Genomic DNA, 20,810 nt, shown 5'->3' with positions numbered 1-20,810 from the left:
CTCGGTTGAGTCAGGATGCGCGTTCGCCCACGAAAAGCTCTTCGTCCTCAATGAACGAACTCTTGCGCAGCATCATGACCGTATAGCCCATCAAGGACAGATTGTTACGGAATAATTCCATGTAGGCGCGATATTTCCGCTCCAGCATCGCGCGCGCGGCCGCATTCAGGCTGGTGAGATGCGGGCGTTGCAGGATGCGCGCGCAATAGGCATCCACCGTCTCAGGGGGGAGCCGGTGCCTGCCTTCGCGGGTGGTCGGCGGCACGCCTCGCGAGAATTCGTCGAAACGGATGCGACTGATCATCTCCGCCGCGTGCCGCCGCCGCTTCGAGGTGCGCCATGCCATCCGCGATGGCGGCTCAGTGGTATGGCACGCGGCACCGTCAAACGCATGTAGCACACATGAACATACCACCCCAAACAACCCCACCAGGATCGATAATCGCGGACCTCCATGTCCACCGGCAGCCCTCATGGTCGCCGCGACAGTAAGGTCCAATAAGCTTACCTTATTGTGAGTTATTGCCGCAACGGGGCCGGGCCCCCGGAACGGCCCCGTTGGCCCGGTCACACGTCGGACGGCCTCGTCACGTATCGGAAAAGCTGGCCACCTGCCGCTGCCGGCCGATCATGAAGGCATCGGCAACCAGCCGGAACGGGCTGACATCGGCATCCGAGCGACCGGCCGCGACCAGCGCCGCGAAATGGTCATAGATCGCGGCATATTCGCCATCCGGCGCATCGACCAGCAGCCGATCGCCGGCCATCAGCCGGCGGCCGCCACCCGACATCACCAGCGGGCCATCATCGGTGTCGATCGCAATCTCCCAAACCGGCGGATCGGGCAGCAGCCAGTCGAAATCGGCCGTGACCTCGGCGCCATCGATGTCGACGAAGCGCAAACGCACTGCGACCGGCATGGCGCAGTTGTCAGGCACGTCCAGATCGGCCGCACGCAGATGCAGCCGGCCGGGCAGCAAGGCGGTCAGGATCGACAAGGCATTGATCCCGGTGTCGAAAACCCCGATGCCCCCGGGTTGCCAGATCCAGGCCTGTCCCGGATGCCAGCGGCGGACATTCTCTTTCCAGGTCACCGCGATCCGCCGGATGTGCCGCCCCGCCAGCCAACTGGCCGCCGGTGCCACCGCCGGGGCGAAGCGCGAATGCCAGGTGGCGAACAGGCTGACACCTGCCGCATCGGCACGTGCCACCAGATCGTCCATCTCGGTCAGGGTGGCCGCGGGCGGCTTTTCCAGCAGCACATGCCGGCCGGCGGCGATGGCCTCGGCCGCGACGGCATGGCGATATTGCGGTGGCGTGCACACCGCCACCGCATCCGCGCCCGGATGTGCGCCCAGCGCAGCGGCCAATGACGGATAATGCGGCACGCCGGGTATGGCCGCGGTCTGCGGATCGGCGGTCGCCACCAGATCCACCGCCGTCGAACCGGCCAGGGCCGGCAGATGCTGGTCGCGGGCGATCTTGCCCAGCCCGGCCACGATCAGGCCAAGGCGCGGGCCGGCGGTGCCGGGCGTTGTTGCGGAGGTGTTACCGGACATGACAGCATGTGTCCCTGTTGTGACGGGTCGGAATGCGAGGCGCGCTCAATGGGAGTCCTTGCCCACCGCGCGCCCGCGACCACCGATCAGGAAATCGAAATCGGCACCGGTATCGGCGCCCTGAACATGCTGGTGAAACAGCCGGGCATAGCCGCTGGCCGGCGGTGCCACCGCCGGTTCCCAGCCGGCGAGACGGGCGGCGATCTCGTCATCGGGCACGTCCAGATGCAGCCGGCGCGCCGCCACGTCCAGCTCGATCATGTCGCCATCGCGCACGATCGCCAGCGGCCCGCCCACCGCCGCTTCCGGGGCGGTGTGCAGCACCACCGTACCATAGGCGGTGCCGGACATGCGCGCATCCGATATCCGCACCATGTCTTTGATGCCTTTTTTCAACACCTTGGGCGGCAGCCCCATATTGCCGACCTCGGCCATGCCCGGATAGCCGCGCGGCCCGCAATTCTGCAGCACCATCACGCAGGTCTCGTCGATATCCAGATCCGGATCGTTGATCCGCGCCTTGTAGTCGTCGATATCGGCGAACACCACCGCCCGGCCGCGATGGCGCATCAGATGCGGCGATGCCGCCGACGGTTTGATCACCGCGCCGGCCGGCGCCAGATTGCCGCGCAGCACGGCAATACCGCCTTCAGGCGTCAGGGGTTGATCCAATGGCCGGATGACATCGGGATTCCAGTTGGTCACCCCATCCAGGGTTTCGGCCATGGTCATGCCCGATACGGTCAACGCATCGCCATCCAGCCGACCCGCATCCAGCAGGGCTTTCAGCACCACCGGCAGGCCGCCGGCATAAAAGAATTCCTCCATCAGATACTGGCCGGCCGGCATCAGATTGACGATCGTCGGAATGTCGCGGCCCACCCGGTCCCAGTCGTCCAGCGTCAGCGGCACGCCGATCCGGCCGGCGATCGCCAGCAGATGGATCACCGCGTTGGTCGATCCGCCGATCGCACCAACCGTGCGTATGGCGTTCTCGAACGCGGTCCGGGTCAGGATATCCGATGGCTTCAGATCGTCCTTCACCATGTCGACGATCCGCCGGCCGGCGAACTGAGCAATGGCGCGCCGGCGGCTGTCGACCGCCGGTATCGCGGCATTGCCGGGCAGGGCCAGGCCCAGAACCTCGGCCATCGATGCCATCGTCGATGCGGTGCCCATGGTGTTGCAACTGCCGGGCGACCGCGACATCGCCTGTTCGGCCTCAAGGAAATCGGCGCGGGTCAACTCGCCCGATTTCACCGCCTCGCTCATCTGCCACAAGGCGGTGCCCGATCCGACATCGCCGCCACGCCATTTGCCGTTCAGCATCGGCCCGCCGCTGACCACGATCGCCGGCATGTCGACGCTGCATGCCCCCATCATCAAGGCCGGGGTGGTCTTGTCGCAGCCGGCCATCAGCACCACCCCGTCGAGCGGGTTGGCGCGCAGGGCCTCTTCCACATCCATGGCGCAGAGATTGCGATACATCATCGCGGTCGGCCTGAGCGAGCTTTCGCCAGGCGAAAACACCGGGAATTCCAGCGGCAGCCCGCCCGCTTCATAAACCCCGCGCTTCACCCGTTCGGCCAGATCGCGCAGATGGGCGTTGCACGGCGTCAGTTCCGACCAGGTGTTGCAGATGCCGATCACCGGCCGGCCGTCGAACAGATCGGCCGGCAGGCCCTGATTCTTCATCCACGACCGGTGATAGATGTTGTCGCGGCTGCTGCCGCCATACCATTCGGCCGACCGCAGACGGCGTGGCCAGGGGGCTTTGGTGAAGGTCATGATGCGGGGGTTCCCACCTGAGACGCCATGATGATGAAAGGCCCGGCCGGAGAAACGGCGCCGGTCAGAGCGCGCGGACCGCGACCATGGCGTCGGCCGGTTTCGCCATCCGCACCAGCGGGTTGCGTAGGGGCAGGCCGAAGGCGGGCGCGTCGATTTCGAACACATCCCCGGCATCGGTCTGGAACCCGTCGGCGAAGGACAGGGTGGCGGTGCCGAACATATGGACGTGAATATCGCCGGGCTGGCGGAACAGCCCGTATTTGAAATGGTGATGCTCCAGATTGGCGATGCTGTGCGACATGTTGGCCTCGCCCGACAGGAACGGCTTTTCCCACGCCACCGCGCCGTCGCGCCGAATGCGGGACATGCCCCGGATATCGGGCGGCAGAGCACCCACCAGAATTTCCGGCCCCAGCGCGCAGGGCCGGAGCTTGGAATGGGCGAGATACAGATAATTCACCCGTTCCATCACATGGTCGGAGAATTCATTGGCCAGCGCGAAGCCGATCCGAAACGGCGTGCCATCATCGCCGATGACATAGATCCCGGCGATTTCGGGCTCCTCGCCGCCGTCATCGGCGAAGGCCGGCTGGGCCAGTGCCCCGCCCGGCGCCACCAGCGCATGGCCATTGCCCTTATAGAACCATTCCGGCTGCACGCCTGCCTGCCCCGCCGCCGGCCGCCCGCCGGCCAGCCCCATGCGGAACATGCGCATGGAATCCGATATCGGGCCATCCTCCGCCAACATGTCGGGCTGTCCGGCCTCCATCTTGTGCATGGCATCGCGTGCCGCCGCCGAGCCCAGATGGGTCAGGCCGGTGCCGGTCAGATGCAGATGCGCCGGGTCGGGATGGGTGACCGGTGGCAGCAGCAGGCCATCCTCGGCGGCGGCCTCCAGGTCCACCGCCTCGCCGGCGCCCAGGCTGGCGATCCGCCGGGCCAGGCTGGTGCCGGCGCGGGCGGCATCCAGCGCCAGGGCACGAACGCTGTCGACGCCGGCGACGGCATAGGCTTCGCTGCCCTCGCGCACCACCACGCGGGTGCCGCCGGATGCATCGCGGATCTGTGAGATATACATGGTTCCTGTCCCTTCAGACCCGTTTTCGGTTGTAGACATCGAAGATCACCGCCGCCAGCAGCACCAGGCCCTTGATCAACTGCTGCCAGTCGATGCCGATGCCCAGAATGGACATGCCATTGTTCATCACCCCCATGATGAAGGCGCCGACCACCGCACCGATGATGGTGCCGACGCCGCCGCTCATCGACGCGCCGCCGATGAACACCGCCGCGATCACGTCCAGTTCGAAGCCCAGCCCCGCCTTGGGCGTGGCCGTGTTCAGCCGCGCCGCGAAGACCAGCCCGGCCAGGGCCGAGAGCAGACCCATATTGACGAAGGTGAGAAAGGTCAGCCGTTCGGTGGCGATCCCCGACAGCCGCGCCGCGTTCTCGTTGCCGCCGATGGCATAGATCCGCCGGCCGATGGTGGTGCGGTTGGTGATGAAGCCATAGATCGCGATCAGCAGCGCCATCACGATCAGCACGTTCGGCAGGCCCTTGAAGGCCGAGATCAGCCAGGACAGATAGATGATCGCCCCGGCGATGAAACCGTTGCGCAGCACGAAGAACAGCAGCGGTTCGCTGGCGGCGCCATAGGCGATCGCCCGCTTGCGGTTGCGGATCGACAGCACCACCAGCAGCACGGCGGCGGCACAGCCGATGACGAACGAGAACAGGTTGAACCGCCCCAGCCCCAGACCGCTGCCGCCTAAGCCGATGCTCTCGAACAGATCGGGCAGAAAGCCCGAACTCAGCAACTGAAACGATCGCGGGAACGGCCCCAGCGACTGGCCTTGCAGCAGCGCCAGCGTCAGACCCTTGAACACCAGCATGCCGGCCAGGGTGACGATGAAGGACGGGATGCGGAAATAGGCGACCCAATAGCCCTGTGCGGCGCCGATCACGCAGCCCACCGCCAGGCAGATCGCCGAGGCGACCAGGAAGTGCAGCCCGAACTGCACCATCAGCACCGCCGCCAGCGCGCCGATGAAGCCCATCACCGACCCGACCGACAGGTCGATATGGCCGGCGACGATCACCAGCAGCATGCCCAGCGCCATGATGATGATATAGCTGTTCTGCAGCACCAGATTGGTCAGGTTGACCGGCTTCAGCAGGATGCCGTCGGTCACCACCTGGAAGAAGGCCATGATCACCAGCAGGGCGATCAGGATGCCGTATTGACGGATATTGCCGCGCAGGGCGCCGCCCCAGCTCTGCGGCTGGCTGGCCGGGGTGGCGGCGGCGGGCGCGCGGGTTTCATGTGCCATCGCCATGCCTCTACCCACCCTGCCCCTGCGCCCGGTCCTGAACCTGCGCCCGGTCCTGACCCTGTGCCCGGTCCTGATCCGGACGCCGGCCCTGGCCGACGATCATATGCATGATCCGCTCCTGCGTCGCCTCGGCGGCGGCAAGTTCACCCACCAACCGGCCTTCGTTCATCACGTGGATGCGGTCGCACATGCCCAGCAATTCGGGCATTTCCGAGGAAATCATCAGAATACCCTTCCCGGCCGCGGCCAGTTCGTTGATGATCTTGTAGATTTCATACTTGGCGCCGACATCGATGCCGCGCGTGGGTTCGTCGAGGATCAGAATCTGCGGATCGGCGAACAGCCATTTCGACAGCACGACCTTTTGCTGATTACCGCCCGACAGATTCATAACCTTCTGTTCCACGGTCGGCGATTTGATGTTCATCTGCCGACGATAGCGGCCGGCAATCCGGCTTTCGGCGTGGTCGTTCACCACCATCCGCCGGGCGATGCCGGCCAGATTGGCCAGCGAGATGTTGCGCCGGATGGTTTCGTCCAGAATCAGGCCGTAATGCTTGCGGTCTTCGGTCACATAGCAGATGCCGGCATCGATCGCCGCCCGCACCGTGGTGGCGTTGACCGGCCGGCCATCCACCAGAACCTCGCCCGCCGCGAACCGCCCCCATGACCGGCCGAAAATGCTCATCGCAAGTTCGGTGCGCCCGGCACCCATCAGCCCGGCGATACCGACCACCTCGCCGCGCCCGACCTTGAAGCTGACCTGATCGACCACGATCCGTCCGGCATGCTGCGGGTGGCGAACCGTCCAGTCGCGCACCTCCAGCACCGGCGGCGCGTCGGTTGCCAGCGCCGGTGCGGTGCGTGGCGGAAACCGGTCGTTCAACGCCCGGCCCACCATGTCGCGGATGATCTCGGCTTCGGCGATCGGGCCGCCGCTGCAATCGATCGCCCGCACCGAGCCGCCGTCGCGGAGCACGGTGATTCTGTCCGCCACCCGTGCGACCTCGTTCAGCTTGTGCGAAATCAGGATCGACGAGATGCCCCGGGCCTTGAACCCGACCAGCAGGTTCAGCAGCGCGTCGCTGTCGGTTTCGTTCAGGCTGGATGTCGGCTCGTCCAGGATCAGCAGCCGCACCTTCTTGGACAGCGCCTTGGCGATCTCGACAAGCTGCTGCTTGCCCACCCCCAGATGGGTCACCAGCGTGCCCGGGCTTTCGGCCAGCCCCACCCTGGCCAGCAGATCATCGGTGCGCCGGAAGGTTTCCGGCCAGTCGATCACGCCGCGCTCGGCGCATTCATTGCCAAGGAAGATGTTCTCGGCAATCGACAGCAGCGGCACCAGGGCCAGTTCCTGATGGATGATGACGATGCCCAGCGCTTCCGACTGGCGGATCGACCGGATGGCGCGTTCCCGGCCATCGAAGACGATGCGCCCGTCATAGCTGCCATGGGGATAGACCCCGCTCAACACCTTCATCAAGGTCGATTTGCCGGCGCCATTTTCGCCGACGATGGCATGGATTTCGCCATGGCCGACACGGATATCGACATTGTCGAGCGCCTTCACGCCCGGGAATGCCTTGGTGATCCCGTGCATTTCAAGCAGAGCGTCCACGATCTGCCCCCCGATCGGGCCGAAGCGGCCAGTGTGTGATCCGTCGGGCGATCAGCGGATCTGGTCGGCGGTATAATAGCCGCTGCCGATCAGGATCTTTTCCCAGTTGCCGGCATCGACCGGCACCGGCTTCAACAGATAGGACGGCACCACCTTGACGCCATTGTCATAGGTCTTGGTGTCGTTGACCTCGGGTTCCTGACCGTTCAGCACCGCCGTGACCATCGCCACCGTCACCTTGGCCAGTTCGCGGGTATCCTTGAAGATGGTCGAATACTGCTCGCCCGCCAGGATCGACTTGACCGACTGGACCTCGGCATCCTGGCCGGTCACGATCGGCATCTTCTGGTCGCCCGAGCCATAGCCCAGTCCCTTCAGCGACGACAGAATCCCGATCGACAGCCCGTCATAGGGCGACAGCACGCCGTCGATCCTGCGGTCGACGTAATAGGCGCTGAGCAGGTTGTCCATCCGCGCCTGGGCCACGGCGCCGTCCCAGCGCAGCGTGCCCACCTTGTCCATGCCCTGCTGGCCCGAGGTGACGATGATATCGCCCTTGTCGATCAGCGGCCGCAGCACCGACATGGCGCCGTCATAGAAGAAATAGGCGTTGTTGTCGTCGGGAGAGCCGCCGAACAGTTCGATGTGATAAGGCGGCGCGCCGCGCGCCTTCAGCCCGTCGACCAGCGAGGTCGCCTGCTGCACGCCGACCTGGAAATTGTCGAAGGTGGCATAATAATCGACATTGCCGCTGTCGCGGATCAGCCGATCATAGGCAATCACCTTGATGTCGCTGTCGGCGGCGTTCTGTAGCGCCTGCGACAAGGTGGTGCCATCGATGGCCGCGATGACCAGAACATCCACGCCTTTGACGATCATGTTCTCGATCTGGGCCAACTGGTTCGGGATGTCGTCTTCGGCATATTGCAGATCGGTGCGATACCCCGCCTGCTCAAAATAGGTCACCATGTTGGCGCCATCCGCGATCCAGCGCGCCGAGGATTTGGTCGGCATCGCGATGCCGACATAGCCTTTATCGGCCGCCTGCGCCGTTTCCGTCAGATGACCGGCGCCGAACAGCACTGCCGACGCCATGGCGATGCCTGCCAGGCCACGCTTCAAGATCGTCAAGATATCCTCCCCCGACGTCCGGTCACCGCTGGTGCGATGCCACGTCTTGTTGTCTGGGCGCAGCACCACGGCCGCGTTCATGTCACCGGCCCTCATTCCCCTGGCCGGCGAGATGCACCACGATCCCGCCACTTGTTATGCAAGTCAAATTTGCTTTTCTGAGGATGATATACCAGGATCGTTATATGATTTGGCGGCCGGGACGGGGACGCAGGCTATGGACAACGACAAGGAGGATGGCCTGCCGGCCGGCATCGATCGCGGCATGGCGGTGGCCACGCCGGCCGCAACCGCCGACCGGCTGCTGCGCCGGGGGTTGAAGCTGTCGCATCTGCGGCTTCTGGCCGAGCTGGCGCGCACCGGGCAGATGAGTGCCGCCGCCGCCGGGCTTGCGATCTCGCAACCGGCAGCCTCGCGGCTGGCGGCCGAGGCCGAACGGATCACCGGGGTGACGCTGTATGAACGCACCAGCCGCGGCATCGCGCTGACGGTGTCCGGCCGGGCCTTCGCCGGCCGGGCGCGCCGGATGATCGACGAGGTCGGCCAGGCCGGCCGCGAACTGGCCGAGATTGCCGGCGGCACCGCCGGCACGGTGAATATCGGCGCGGTCACCGGGCCGGCGGTCGAACATGTGCTGCCGGCGATCCGCAAGGCGCGGATCGGCTATCCGGGGATCGCTGTGAATGTCGAGGTCGCGACCAGTGACGTTCTGGCCGAAAAGCTGCTGGATGGGACGCTCGATTTCACCCTGGCGCGGCGCCCGCGCCACCATGCGCCACAGCTTTACGCCGAGCGGGTGTTCGGGCCTGAGCCGATCAGCCTGATCGTGCGCGCCGGCCACCCGCTGATGCGGCGGCCGGCGGTACGGCTGGCCGATACGGTGCAGTATGACTGGGTGTTCCCGCTGGAAGGCGCGCTGCTGCGCACCATGCTGGAAACGGTTCTGGTCGCCCAGGGGGTGCCCCTGCCCGCCAAGGTGTTCAACACCTCGTCGATCCTGTTGACGGCGGTCACCGTGAACCAGACCAATGCCGTGGCACCGGTCGCGAGCGCGGTGGCCCGGTTCTTCAGCGACCCGCAGGGCCTGAACGGCCCGATCCGCACCCTCGCCATCGCCGAGCCGATCGCGGTCGAGCCCTATGCCCTGCTGATCGCCGCCGGCCACAGCCTGACCCCGGCCGCCCAGGTGCTCTACGACATGGTTACCCGGCAGCTTGACGCAGGTGGGATCGAAACGCAGATGACCTAGCCGAGAGATCGCGTCATGTGGTCGTCCCGGTCGCTCACGGCCTCTTGCCCGGTTACCATGGCACGGTCTCGCCGTGTCGGTCGATGAAGCGCAGGCCAGGGATGCCCTGCTGTGCTATGAGCGTGTCGACCAGTTGTGGAACGGTCTCCTCAATGCTGAAGGTCGCATTCGGCCCGCCCATCGCCGTGCGGATCCAGCCCGGCGCCATCAGCACCATCGCTCGTGGATCCTGGGCATGGCGGGCAGCATAGCTCCGCATATACTGGTTGAGCGCGGCCTTGCTGCCGCGATAGACCTCGAAGCCGCCCCTGGTGTTGTTGGCGATGCTGCCCTGGCCGGATGACATGACCCCGATCAGACCAGTGGGGGGCACGAGATCTTCCAACCCGTCCACCGCGCGCATCACACCCAGCGTGTTGGTGAGCATCACGCGCACGAACTCATCGGTCGGAACCTCCGCGATCGTCTCGTGTGGATTGCGGTTGGCCGTGCCGGCGTTGACAAACACGATGTCGAAGACCTTGCCTCTGAGCCGTTCGCGCAGGTCTGCGATCTGATCGGGCTCGGTGATGTCGAGCCGCTCGATCGTGACCTGGGTGGGATGCGCGTCGGCGACATCGTGCAATTCGGTCCGGCTGCTCCCGCGCACCGTGCCAACGACGTGCGATCCCTTCTTCACGAACGCCTCAGCCATCGCCCGTCCAAGGCCGCGCGACGCGCCGGCAATCAGGATTCGTGCAGGAAACCGCTGCGAAGACGTGTTCATGGCCGCCATTCCTTTGATCATGGTTCACAGTGTTGGTCATGGTTCACAGTGTCAGGGCAAAACTAGGCACCGGCGACGGAACGCGCCAGACGCAGGGGAAGCAATGTATGATTGCGTTGAACGCCTTGTGTTGACCGAAGGCACGCCTATCTATGGCGTATGACGCCCATCGATCTGAACCTGCTCACCGCCCTGGACGTGCTGCTCGCCGAGCGCAGCGTCACCCTTGCCGCCCGACGCCTCGGCCTCAGCGTTTCCGCGACCAGCCGGGCGCTGGCGCGGCTTCGATCGGCGACGGGCGACCCCCTGCTGGTCCAGGCCGGACGGTCGCTGGTGCCGACGCCCTATGCGGAGCAGTTGGCCGGGCGCGTCCATGCGCTCGCCCAAGAGGCGCGGGCGGTGCTGACGCCGGGCACGACCCCGCTGGATCTGGCCGCGCTTGACCGCCTGTTCACCATCCGCGCCAATGAAGGGTTCGTGGCCCTGTTCGCCGCGGCGCTGGTGACGGCAATTGCCGAAGCGGCACCTCATGTCCGGCTTCGCTTCGCGCCCAAGCCCGACAAGGATGTGACGCCGCTCCGCGAGGGAACGATCGATCTGGAGATCGGCACAATGGGCGCATCCGCACCGGAGATGCGCAGCCAGCTCATGTTCCGCGATCGCTTTATCGGCGTGGTGCGCCGGCATCATCCGGTGCTTGACGGGTCCATGACGCCGCAACGTTATGCGGCGTGGGGGCACGTCGTCACGTCGCGGCGCGGCGCTTCGACAGGCCCGGTCGACGATGCGCTGCGCGACCTCGGTTTGCGGCGGACGATCGTTGCGATCGTGCCGGGCTTTCTCGATGCGTTGAACATCGCGCGCCATTCGGACCTGATCGCTCTGGTGCCGCGCTCCTGCCTGCGCGACGGGGCGGTGGCGGCGCAGGGTCTCGACGGTTTCGATCTGCCGGTGAAGACGCCGGAGCTGGCGATCAGCGTGATGTGGCACCCGCGACAAGATGCCGATCCCGCCCATCGGTGGCTGCGCCAGACGCTGGTGGCAACCTGCAAGGCAGCCGCTTGAACAGCCACCGGGGCCGTTCCCAGGTCAGACCAGACCACCTTCCGCCATATTTCTTAACGCAACGCAACATCGCGTCGGTCACGACGGCGTATATTGGTGACCAGCCGTCGGAGGCCCATGTCCTCCGCGACGTCTGCCCGCAATGTCTGCACATCACCAGTCGATCCGGGGCGTTCCGTGCATCATTCCAGCTTGCCGATCTCAATCCCGCTGCCGACGAGCCGCGACAGGGCAACCCGGTCGAACCGGATCTCGCCCGGCGAACGGCCGATCGTGCCAGGGCTGGCGGCACCCGCCGATGCGCTGACCTTCGCCCAGACACAGGACGATGCGGGCCGGGTGGTGACGCTGCTCGTCACCGCCTATGACAGCGACGCCATCGACGCCATCGACCTGACCGGGCTGGGCGCCCGACCCGACCTGGACATCTTCGATGCCGCCGCGGCGGTGGGCGATACGCGGCTGATGGCGGCCTTGACCGATGGCACGCCCCGATATCGCTATGACGTGCCGGCCCTGCTGGCCGCCGGCGCCGCCGCCGACCGGCATATCGCGACCGGCACGAACTTCGCCGGGCATGCGACGGAGGCGGGCAGCCGGGGGGTCTTCAACTTCCCGAAATTCGGTGGACCGACCCCGCCGCGCACGACGCTTGTCGTCCAGCCCGACACGCTGATGGACTTCGAGGTCGAGATCGGCATCCGCTTCGATCGCGACATCCGCAGCACCGCCGATTTCGAGGCGGCCCGGAAAGGCGTCTTCGTCTGCGGGGATTTCACCGACCGGGCGGCGCTCGCGCGGCTGATCGATCCGAAGAACATCGAATCAGGCCGTGGTTTCACCGACGCCAAAAGCGGCTCCGACCGGTTCCCCACCGGCCCGTTCCTGGTCATCCCCCGCGACTGGCGCGCGTTCATCCGCAACGAGCGGATCGTGACCCGCGTCAATGGCGTGGTCCGCCAGGATGCGCGTGGGGGCGAGATGATCCTCGATTTCGAGGCACTGGTCGCGAAGGCGCTGCGGGATGGCCGCCGTCGTGCCTATGTCTATCGCGGCACCGCCACCCCGCTATTGGCAAACGGCATCATCCCGCGCGGCACGGCCGTGATGTCGGGCACCTGCGGCGGCGTCATCTTCATGCCGCCGATGCGAGAGGACATCGTCGGCGGCCTCATCGACCATCTGGCCCTCGGCCGGTTCCTCACCGGCCGGCCGGCATCCGCATCGGTCGCGAACCGCTTCGTCAGGAATGAACGCAAAGCCGGCCGCTATCTTCGGGTCGGCGACCGGGTGGAACATCTCTCGACATCGATGGGCGCGCTGATGGTCGATCTGATCGCGCCATGACCGGTTATTCCGGGGCTGGTGCCGGCCCGGGCGGTCGACGACGCGCCGTCACCCGGCGGGCAGCGTGATCCGGGCGGTCAGCCCATGCGGCGTGTTGTCCAGCAGGTCGAAGCGCCCGCCATTGCGGGCGACGATTTCCGAGACGATCGCCAGGCCCAGACCGAAACCCGGCTTCGCGCCCGCCGACCGCGCCGTGTCGGTCTTGAAGAACGGCTCGACCACTTTGGCGTACAGGTGATCCGGAATGCCCGGCCCGTTGTCGCTGACCTCGATCACGATGTCGTCGGCGACCCTGTGCAGGCTGACCACGACCTCGGTGCCGAATTTGAGCGCGTTGTCGCAGAGATTGGAGACCGCGCGCGTCATCTCGCTGGCGGAACAGCGCGCCACGACGTTGTCGGGCCCGTGATAGGCGATGTTCGCGCCGACATCGGCGAAGTCGATGCATATCGTCTGCAACAGGCTTGGCAGATCGACCCGTTCGGCGCGGTTGTTGTCGCGGCCGTCCTCGCGCAGATAGTCGAGGGTTTCCTCGATCAACGCATTGATATGGTCGATATCCGACACCGCGGAACTGCGCAGCGCCGGATCGCCGATCCGCTCGACCCGCAGGCGAAGCCGGGTCAGCGGCGTGCGCAGATCATGGCTGATGCTGCGCAGCATGCGGGTTCTGGCATCCAGCATCGTCCGGATGCGCGCCTGCATGTCGTTCAGGGCGTGCGCCATCCGGACGATCTCGGCCGAGCCGTGCTCATCGACAGGGTCGCCATGGCGAAGGAAGGCGTCGGTGTTTTCCAGCGTGCGCGACATCCGGTCGAGCGGTCTGGTGATCGCGCGAACCGAAAAGACCGAGAAAAAGGTGATCAGAATCACCGCGGCGACGACGTAATAGCTGAGCGGATTGACAAAATCCGTGGTGAAAATCGTGGCCGGAAGCGAGGCCAGCACCAGATCGGTGTCGGGATCGACCGAAAAGACCACGACCGAGCGACCGCCGACCATGGCAAGGCGCCCGCTCGCCGGAAGATCGAGCAAGGCAAGCCGCGCGCCCTGCGGCAGAATGGCGTCCTGCGGAAACAGGCGGTCGATCAGCCATTCCGACCGCACCGCCCTGCCATCCAAATGGGTCGCCGCGGCCAGCTCCTGCGGATGCATCATGATGAGATCGATGCCGATGCGCTCTGCCTGCTTTATCATGCCGGGCCGCCCGGCAGGTTCCTGAACCGCCATCAGCATGGCGATCGTACTGGCGCGCTCGATATGGGTCTCGGTATCCACGAGACCAAACCGGCCGGATTTTGCCATGATTTCGGCGACGCCACCGACGACATGGACCAGAACGATGGCACCGAAGATGATCATCGTCATCTGGCGCCGGATCGTCGACGGCCAGAGCACGCGCAACAGCCGCCTCATCCCTCGTCCACCGCCGCCGTGAAGACATAGCCGCCCAGTCGCACCGTTTTCAGCAGGACCGGATTTTTGGGATCGGGTTCGATCTTCTGGCGGATGCGGCTGACATGGACATCGACGCTGCGTTCGATCGGCCCCGCCAGCCCGGCATGGGTCAGCGACAGCAACTCGTCGCGGGTGATGACCCGGCCGGGATTGTGGCAGAAGGCCAGAAGCAGATCGAATTCGGCGGTCGTCATGCTGACCCGGATATCTGCCGGGTCGTGTAGCTGACGGCGCACCGGGTCGATCCGCCAGCCTTCGAAGCGCAAGGGCCGGCCCCGGCGCGCGGGTGCCGGCGCATAGGCAGCACGGCGCAGCAGGCTGCGGACGCGGGCCAGCACCTCACGCGGGCTGAAGGGTTTGGAGATATAGTCATCGGCGCCGATTTCCAGGCCGACGATCCGGTCGAGTTCCTCGTTCAGCGCGGTCAGCATAATGATCGGCACCATCGCGTCGGCCCGCAGCCGGCGGCACAGGCTGAGGCCGTCCTCGCCGGGCAGCATGATGTCGAGGATGATCAGATTGAAGCTCTCAACGCCGATCAGCCGGTCCATCTCGCGCCCGTCGGCGGCGATGGACACGCTCATGCCCGCGGCTTCAAAGCCCTCGGCAAGCATGCCCGCGATTTCCGCATCGTCCTCGACGATCAGAATGGCGGGCGGCGGGGTTAAGCCATTGGGCATGGTGCAAGTCCTGAGGTGGTTGTCGCCTGAACGTTAGCACAATGCCCGATGGCCGGCCGGCCGGCGTCGATTATGTTTTGTTAACGCGGCCTCCTTCAGATCCGCGCCGCCAGCCGGGCCGCGACATCGGCGAAGGCGCGCGCCGCCCCTGTCGACAGCCCGGCATAGCCTGGAAAATTATGGATCATCGATGGCAGCCGGACATGATCGACCACGCACCCCGCCGCCATCATCCGCAGTGCGAAGGCGTTGCCCATGTCGCGCAGCGGATCATGGCCGGCGGTGACCAGAATGGTCGGCGGCAGATCGGTCAGATCCGGCCACAGGATCGGCGAGGCGCGCGGATCGCCGGCGTCATCGGCCTGAGGCAGATAGTGTTCGATGAACCAGTCCATGGTGTCGGCATCCAGGAAGAACCCTTTGCCGAACGCCGCCATCGACGGATAGCCGGTGCCGCCGCGATAGCTGCTGAAATCGGTCACCGGATACAGCGACAGGCACAGCGACGGCCTGGGTGCTGCCGGCCGACTGCGTGCCGCATCGCGCGCGGTCAACGACACCACCAGCGCCAGACAGCCGCCGGCACTGTCGCCGCCAACAGCGATCCGCGCCGGGTCGGCGCCCAGCGCCGCGGCGGTGGCGGCCACGTGATCGAAGATGTCGCAGGCATCATCGACGGCGGCCGGGAATGGATGTTCGGGCGCCAGCCGGTAATCGGGGGTCAGCACCAGCGCGCCGGTGGCCACGGCCAGATAGCGGGATTGCGCATCATAGGCGGCGGCATCGCCGACCACGAAACCGCCGCCATGGAAATAGATCAGCAGCGGCAGCGGCGCGTCGACGGCGGCGGTGGTCGTCGTGGTGACGGCCGGGCGATAGAGCCGGGCGGCGATATCGCGGCCGGGCAGGCCGATCACCAACTCGTCCATGGTGACGGCGGCGTCGGGCGCGCGGATGCCGCGCATCAGATAGCGCTCGCGATAGGCGGCGCGGGCCTCGGCAACCGGCAGGTCGCGGATGCTGGGGGCAGCCGTCGCCGCAGCGGCGGCATCGAGCATGGCTTTCAGGTCGGCATCGATCACATCGGCCATCGCCGGCATGTCCTTCTGTTCCGGGGTCGAGGTCGGTATTGTGGATTTTGATGTTATGAAATACAATAAAGACCTGATGACCCTTGGCCCCTTCACACCGGAATCGACCGCCGATGTTCGTGCCCGACCACTATCGCAACCCCCACGCCGCCCATGCCCTGCGCTGGCTGGCGCGCTATCCCTTCGGCACGCTGGTCACCACCGATGCCGGCGGCCACATCCATGCCACCTCGCTGCCGTTCATCGCCGAACCGGCAGGCGATGGAGACACAGCCACAAGTACCACCGTTCTGATCAGTCATATGGCAAGACGCAACCCACACGGGCAGGCGCTACGCGATGGCGACCCGGCGCTGGTGGTCGTGAACGGCCCCAGCGCCTATATCTCGCCACGCTGGTATGACAGCGCGCAGAATGTGCCGACCTGGGACTATGTCGGCCTGCAATTCCGCGGCCGGCTGGCGCGGATCGACGATCATGCCGGGCTGATCGACCTGATGCACCGCTCGATCGCCGCCTTCGAACACGGCGCCGCCGATGCCGGTGCCACTGAAGCCGGCCTCCGCCCTGCCCGCCCCTGGCGCCTCGACGACGCCCCGCCGGCCCATGTCGAGCGGCTGATCCAGGGGGTGATCGGCTTCCGGATCGTGGTCGAGCGGATCGACTGCATGGAGAAGCTCAGCCAGAACAAGCCCGATGACCGGCCGCTCATCCAGAAGCGGTTGTGTGCGACCGCGACGCCGGGTTCGATGGCACCGGCGGTCGCGGCCCTGATGGATGCCGTCATTTAGTGTCTTTTAGTATGATATAAATCTATGTTCAATCCAGGGGGCTGTCGATGACCAGCGTTGTTGCCAGCATCTCCACCGCCGCCCGCACCGCCGCGCTGGCGTCGGCCGGCCGGCACAGGGCGCCGGCGGCGGTTTCCATGCAGGGGCCAAGGGCGGTCCGCCACTGGCGCGGGTTCAGGACAATGACGGTGCCCGCCGGCGCGCCGCCCATGCCGGTATCGCCGCCCGGGACGGGACGGGTGAAGCGGGTCGTCGGCAGATCGGCGACATGGCCGCCGGCGGTTTCATAAAACATCGGCTGGTCGACACTCCACCCGCCCGGCAGCGTTGCGACAAGCCCGGTCTGCGGGTCGCGATAGCCGCAACCGTCGGGCCGGTCGCAGGTGACCAGCGCATCGGCGACCGCGACCGCCGACAGCGTCACATCCGGAGCCATGCCAGGGATGACGGTCACCAGCGATGCGAGGCGGCGCCCCTCCTCCAGATAGGCCTCGACCAGATAGGGGCCAGGCTCAAGCTCCGCCTCGCCCACCGGCAGATCGTCGACCGTGGCCCAGGCTTCCGGCTGCATGTCGCGACCCAGCGGCATGGCCGACCAGCCGGCCGCCGCATCCCCGGCGACGGCCGGCATGTGGAAGCGCATCGGAACCATCTCGGGCGCCGTCATCCTCTCAAGGGTTGGGCCGGCCAGAGCGGCAGCACCGGTCAGTGATATCAACAGCGCGGTCAGCGATATCCGGATGCCCGGCATGGTCGATCGGTCCTTCGAAGGGGCCGGCGATCGGAGGTCTGCGAGTTGCAGGCTTGCGATCGGCCTTGCCGGCGGCGGCCGGCGGCGTCACCATGGCACCGGCCGCCATCCGCCGACGGAGACCCCATGATGATGACCAGCCGGACCCGGCCGTTCAAGGTCATTCGCTGTACGGCACCGGGGGTGACCGCGATCATCGCCCAGACCGGCCACAGTTTCGGACGCCACACCCACGATCAATACGGCATCGGCGTGATCCATCATGGCGCCCAGCGTTCACGCAGCGGCCGCGGCATGGTCGAGGCCATGGCCGGCGATACCATCACCGTCAATCCGGGGGAAGTGCATGACGGCGCCCCACTGGGCGATGGCGCGCGCCACTGGCGGATGCTGTATCTGGACCCGGTGGTGGTGGTGGACGCGCTGGGCGATATCGATGGTGGCGGCGCTCAGGTGATGGAATTCAGCCGGCCGGTGATCACTGCTCCCGCCACCGCCGCCCGCGCCAGCCGGCTGTTCGACCTGATGACCGCCCCGGCCGCCAGGGCGGCCCCCCTGGCGCGCGATGAAGCGCTGCTCGACCTGCTGGCGGATGCCATCGCCGACCGGGCCGCCGCGGATACCGCCATACCGGCCGCGATCGCTCGCGCCCGGGCGCTGATCGACGACGATCCCGCAGCCCCCACCACCCTGGCCGATCTGGCGCGGGTAAGCGGCCTCAGCCGGTTTCAGGTGCTGCGCGGCATCACACGGGCGACCGGCCTGCCGCCGCATGCCTATCTGATCCAGCGCCGCCTGCATCTGGCCCGCCGGCTGATCGCCGGCGGCATGGCCCTGGCCGATGCCGCCGCCACCGCCGGCTTCGCCGATCAGAGCCACATGACCCGGCTGTTCCGCCGCTGCCATGGCCTGTCGCCGTCGGACCTCGCCCGCGCGCGGTCATGTCAGCGGAGCCAGGCCGAATATGCCGGGAACCGCGCCAGACCGGTCGCATCCATAACCGCCCCGACATAGCCGTCGGGCCGGATCAGAACCATGTCGCCATCGGCCAGGCCATAGCTGGCGCTGAACTGGCCGATCGGATCCCGCAGTGCCAGACCGGTGCCGATCTCGTGGATGTGCAGGCCCTTGCGCGCCAATGATACGGGGGCCGGCCCGCTTGCGATCAGGGTCCAGTGTGGTCCCTGAAGCAGGTCGAACAGCCGCCGGCGCTGGCCGCCAGCACCGATAAGCGGCAGGTCGGGCGCGCGATCGCCGGCACGCAGCGCACGCGGCCCGGCGGTTGCGTTCAGCGACAGCGACGAGGCGCCATAACCCAGATCGAGCTGCTGGACCTCGCGGCCCCGGCGCATCTCGCCGCGCTTCGCCGCATCGAGCAGATCCGAGGCAAGGCGCAGCATGTCGCCGGCGATCGGGCGGCGTTCCTCCTCGAAGGTATCCAGCAATGTCTCAGGCGCGCCGGCGAGCACGGCGCCCAGCTTCCAGCCCAGGTTATAGGCGTCCTGAACGCTGGTGTTCAGGCCCTGGCCACCGGTCGGCGGATGGACATGGGCGGCATCGCCGACCAGGAAGACGCGCCCCACCCGGAACCGCGCCGCCAGCCATGCGCTCATGCTATAGGCCGAGGCCCAGGCCACGCCCAGCACCGCCAGCCCGGTCTGCGGCACCCGCGCGTCGATGAAGCTCTGAAGCCCGCCGGGCGACAGATCGACATCGCCGCCGGTCGGAACCGGTGCCTGAAGCTGGAACAGGTCGGATTGTGGCAGCGGGCAGAACGAGACATGCTTCTGCATGTCACCGGGATTGAACTGGTGCCAGACGTCGCGGGCAAGCCCGTCAAGCTGAATGTCGGCCACGATCGCCCGAACCCCCAGCGAGCGGCCGGCGAAGTCGATCTTCAGCGCCTGCCGGATCGTCGACCGGCCACCATCCGCGCCGATCAGATACCGGCAGCGCCGGACCTCAACGCCATCGGGCGTGCGGATGGTGGCCTCGACACCCGCGGCATCCTGGGTGAACGACACCAGTTCATGTGCCTGATCGGGGGCATGGCCAAACGCGGCCAGCCGCGCGCGCAGCACGGCTTCCGTGCGGTTCTGCGGCACCAGCAGCGGCATACGATAGGGCTCGCCCGCCGACGGTGCCTCGACCACCAGGCCCTGCCCGTCGCGCCAGGTGCCGTCGGCGTGATGCACCCGTTGTGCCGGATAATGGCCGCCCATCGCCGTCAGCCGGTCGATGACGCCCAGATCCTCGAACACCTCCTGCGTCCGGGGCTGAATGCCTTTGCCGCGTGATCCGGCGAAGGGCTGGTCCAGCTTGTCGATCAGCCGGAACCGCACGCCGCGTCGCGCCAGATCGATTGCCAGGGTCAGACCGGCGGCGCCAGCGCCGCAGATCAGAACGTCGACCGGTGTCGGATCTTTCACGTCGGCTCCTTATGTGCAACATACACAGGGTTCATGGGTGGCCTGAGAGATGTGGGGTCACAGAAATGCGCGGTCACAGAGAGGTCGGGTCATAGAGATGTCGGATGACAACAGGCGTGATGCCCATATTCGCGCGGTGCTGCCCGAGCTTCACCGCGCGCTGATCGACCTCGCCGGCCTGATGAACCAGCCTGAGCGCGACACGATGATGCTTGAGGCGGCCGGGCTGACGCTTGAGCGCGCCCTGTTTCCGCTGCTTGTGCTGGTCGAACGGCTGGGGCCGATCGGGGTCGTCGACCTGGCGGGGCATGTCGGGCGCGACCACACCACCGTCAGCCGTCAGATTGCCCGGCTGCATGACCTCGGGCTGGTCGAGCGCCGGACCAGCGCCGCCGATCGGCGATCGCGGGAAGCCGTGATCACGCCGCGCGGCAAGGCCGGCACCGATCTGGTCGATGCCGCGCGTGAGCGCATGGCCCTGGCGCTGTTCAAGACCTGGCGGCCCGATGATGTCGACGAGCTGGTGCGGTTGATGCGGAAGCTGGTCGATAGCATCCGTGATCAGCCGACACCCTGATGGCGCCAGGTTCATGGTCGTCTCCGAGGGTTGCCGGCTTTTAAGTGCATAATACACATAATAGCCTGCCCCGCCGCTGTCGAGCAAAAACGTGTATAATGCACGGATATCACGCGAAGCCTGCTCAGCCCGACGATGCCGGATTGGCGGTGCCGCAATTCCGTTCAAGACCCG

General features: G+C 66.4%; 19 protein-coding genes. 6 read left to right on the top strand and 13 right to left on the bottom strand.

What is annotated here, in order from left to right:
- Window positions 1-10: 10 nt before the first annotated feature.
- The 7 genes from WG924_RS10025 to chvE all read right to left on the bottom strand — a co-directional run bounded on the left by WG924_RS10025 (window position 11) and on the right by chvE (window position 8,396).
- Window positions 11-346, bottom strand: coding sequence for a hypothetical protein (locus WG924_RS10025; protein ID WP_345932887.1), 336 nt, complete (start codon window positions 344-346; stop codon window positions 11-13).
- A gap of 241 nt (window positions 347-587) precedes the next feature.
- Window positions 588-1,559, bottom strand: a complete 972-nt coding sequence (locus tag WG924_RS10020; RefSeq protein ID WP_345932886.1) for a Gfo/Idh/MocA family protein — start codon at window positions 1,557-1,559, stop codon at window positions 588-590.
- A 45-nt stretch (window positions 1,560-1,604) separates the two neighbouring features.
- Window positions 1,605-3,347, bottom strand: coding sequence for an L-arabinonate dehydratase (araD, locus tag WG924_RS10015; protein WP_345932885.1), 1,743 nt, complete (start codon window positions 3,345-3,347; stop codon window positions 1,605-1,607).
- Between the two features lie 64 nt (window positions 3,348-3,411).
- Window positions 3,412-4,428, bottom strand: coding sequence for an AraD1 family protein (gene araD1 / locus WG924_RS10010; protein ID WP_345932884.1), 1,017 nt, complete (start codon window positions 4,426-4,428; stop codon window positions 3,412-3,414).
- Window positions 4,429-4,441: 13 nt separating this feature from the next.
- On the bottom strand, window positions 4,442-5,680 hold the full coding sequence (mmsB, locus tag WG924_RS10005) for a multiple monosaccharide ABC transporter permease (RefSeq protein WP_372044702.1): 1,239 nt from the start codon (window positions 5,678-5,680) through the stop codon (window positions 4,442-4,444).
- A gap of 10 nt (window positions 5,681-5,690) precedes the next feature.
- Complete coding sequence (gene mmsA / locus WG924_RS10000) at window positions 5,691-7,301, bottom strand: multiple monosaccharide ABC transporter ATP-binding protein (RefSeq protein WP_345932882.1); 1,611 nt, start codon at window positions 7,299-7,301, stop codon at window positions 5,691-5,693.
- A 51-nt stretch (window positions 7,302-7,352) separates the two neighbouring features.
- Window positions 7,353-8,396: a multiple monosaccharide ABC transporter substrate-binding protein gene (gene chvE / locus WG924_RS09995; RefSeq protein ID WP_345933240.1), complete on the bottom strand. Its 1,044-nt coding sequence runs from the start codon at window positions 8,394-8,396 to the stop codon at window positions 7,353-7,355.
- A 253-nt stretch (window positions 8,397-8,649) separates the two neighbouring features.
- On the opposite strand from chvE, the gene WG924_RS09990 reads away from it, so the two are divergent.
- Window positions 8,650-9,681, top strand: coding sequence for a LysR family transcriptional regulator (locus WG924_RS09990; protein ID WP_345932881.1), 1,032 nt, complete (start codon window positions 8,650-8,652; stop codon window positions 9,679-9,681).
- A 52-nt stretch (window positions 9,682-9,733) separates the two neighbouring features.
- Here the strand turns inward: WG924_RS09990 and WG924_RS09985 are convergent, their stop codons facing one another.
- Window positions 9,734-10,447 carry an SDR family oxidoreductase gene (locus WG924_RS09985; RefSeq protein WP_372044689.1) on the bottom strand — a complete coding sequence of 238 codons (714 nt, stop codon included), beginning with the start codon at window positions 10,445-10,447 and terminating at the stop codon, window positions 9,734-9,736.
- Between the two features lie 159 nt (window positions 10,448-10,606).
- Between WG924_RS09985 and WG924_RS09980 the strand changes: the two genes are divergently transcribed.
- Together WG924_RS09980 and WG924_RS09975 are read left to right on the top strand one after the other, a co-directional pair.
- Entirely contained in the window at window positions 10,607-11,512 is a 906-nt protein-coding gene (locus WG924_RS09980; protein ID WP_345932879.1) for a LysR family transcriptional regulator, read from the top strand.
- A gap of 192 nt (window positions 11,513-11,704) precedes the next feature.
- On the top strand, window positions 11,705-12,859 hold the full coding sequence (locus WG924_RS09975; RefSeq protein WP_345932878.1) for a fumarylacetoacetate hydrolase family protein: 1,155 nt from the start codon (window positions 11,705-11,707) through the stop codon (window positions 12,857-12,859).
- A 48-nt stretch (window positions 12,860-12,907) separates the two neighbouring features.
- Here WG924_RS09975 and WG924_RS09970 read toward each other — a convergent pair whose 3' ends face one another.
- From WG924_RS09970 to WG924_RS09960, 3 genes are all read right to left on the bottom strand, one after another.
- The gene (locus tag WG924_RS09970) at window positions 12,908-14,227 is read right to left on the bottom strand and encodes an ATP-binding protein (RefSeq protein WP_345932877.1); all 1,320 of its coding nucleotides are present in this window, start codon (window positions 14,225-14,227) and stop codon (window positions 12,908-12,910) included.
- Between the two features lie 44 nt (window positions 14,228-14,271).
- Complete coding sequence (locus WG924_RS09965; protein WP_345932876.1) at window positions 14,272-14,997, bottom strand: response regulator; 726 nt, start codon at window positions 14,995-14,997, stop codon at window positions 14,272-14,274.
- Window positions 14,998-15,092: 95 nt separating this feature from the next.
- Window positions 15,093-16,088, bottom strand: coding sequence for an alpha/beta hydrolase (locus tag WG924_RS09960; protein ID WP_345932875.1), 996 nt, complete (start codon window positions 16,086-16,088; stop codon window positions 15,093-15,095).
- A 113-nt stretch (window positions 16,089-16,201) separates the two neighbouring features.
- Here WG924_RS09960 and WG924_RS09955 point away from each other — a divergent pair, with 113 nt between their 5' ends.
- Window positions 16,202-16,879, top strand: coding sequence for an FMN-binding negative transcriptional regulator (locus WG924_RS09955; protein ID WP_345932874.1), 678 nt, complete (start codon window positions 16,202-16,204; stop codon window positions 16,877-16,879).
- Window positions 16,880-16,907: 28 nt separating this feature from the next.
- Here WG924_RS09955 and WG924_RS09950 read toward each other — a convergent pair whose 3' ends face one another.
- Window positions 16,908-17,630 carry a hypothetical protein gene (locus tag WG924_RS09950; RefSeq protein ID WP_345932873.1) on the bottom strand — a complete coding sequence of 241 codons (723 nt, stop codon included), beginning with the start codon at window positions 17,628-17,630 and terminating at the stop codon, window positions 16,908-16,910.
- 129 nt (window positions 17,631-17,759) lie between these two features.
- Here WG924_RS09950 and WG924_RS09945 point away from each other — a divergent pair, with 129 nt between their 5' ends.
- Window positions 17,760-18,644, top strand: coding sequence for an AraC family transcriptional regulator (locus WG924_RS09945; RefSeq protein ID WP_345933239.1), 885 nt, complete (start codon window positions 17,760-17,762; stop codon window positions 18,642-18,644).
- Here the strand turns inward: WG924_RS09945 and WG924_RS09940 are convergent.
- Window positions 18,575-20,059, bottom strand: a complete 1,485-nt coding sequence (locus WG924_RS09940; protein WP_345932872.1) for an FAD-dependent oxidoreductase — start codon at window positions 20,057-20,059, stop codon at window positions 18,575-18,577. The genes WG924_RS09945 and WG924_RS09940 overlap by 70 nt on opposite strands.
- 97 nt (window positions 20,060-20,156) lie before the next feature.
- Between WG924_RS09940 and WG924_RS09935 the strand changes: the two genes are divergently transcribed.
- On the top strand, window positions 20,157-20,636 hold the full coding sequence (locus WG924_RS09935; protein WP_345932871.1) for a MarR family winged helix-turn-helix transcriptional regulator: 480 nt from the start codon (window positions 20,157-20,159) through the stop codon (window positions 20,634-20,636).
- Window positions 20,637-20,810 lie beyond the last annotated feature (174 nt).

Origin of the sequence: Tistrella arctica, assembly GCF_039630945.1 — a bacterium.
Taxonomy (GTDB): domain Bacteria; phylum Pseudomonadota; class Alphaproteobacteria; order Tistrellales; family Tistrellaceae; genus Tistrella; species Tistrella bauzanensis.
This window is presented reverse-complemented; position numbering and strand designations above follow the sequence as displayed.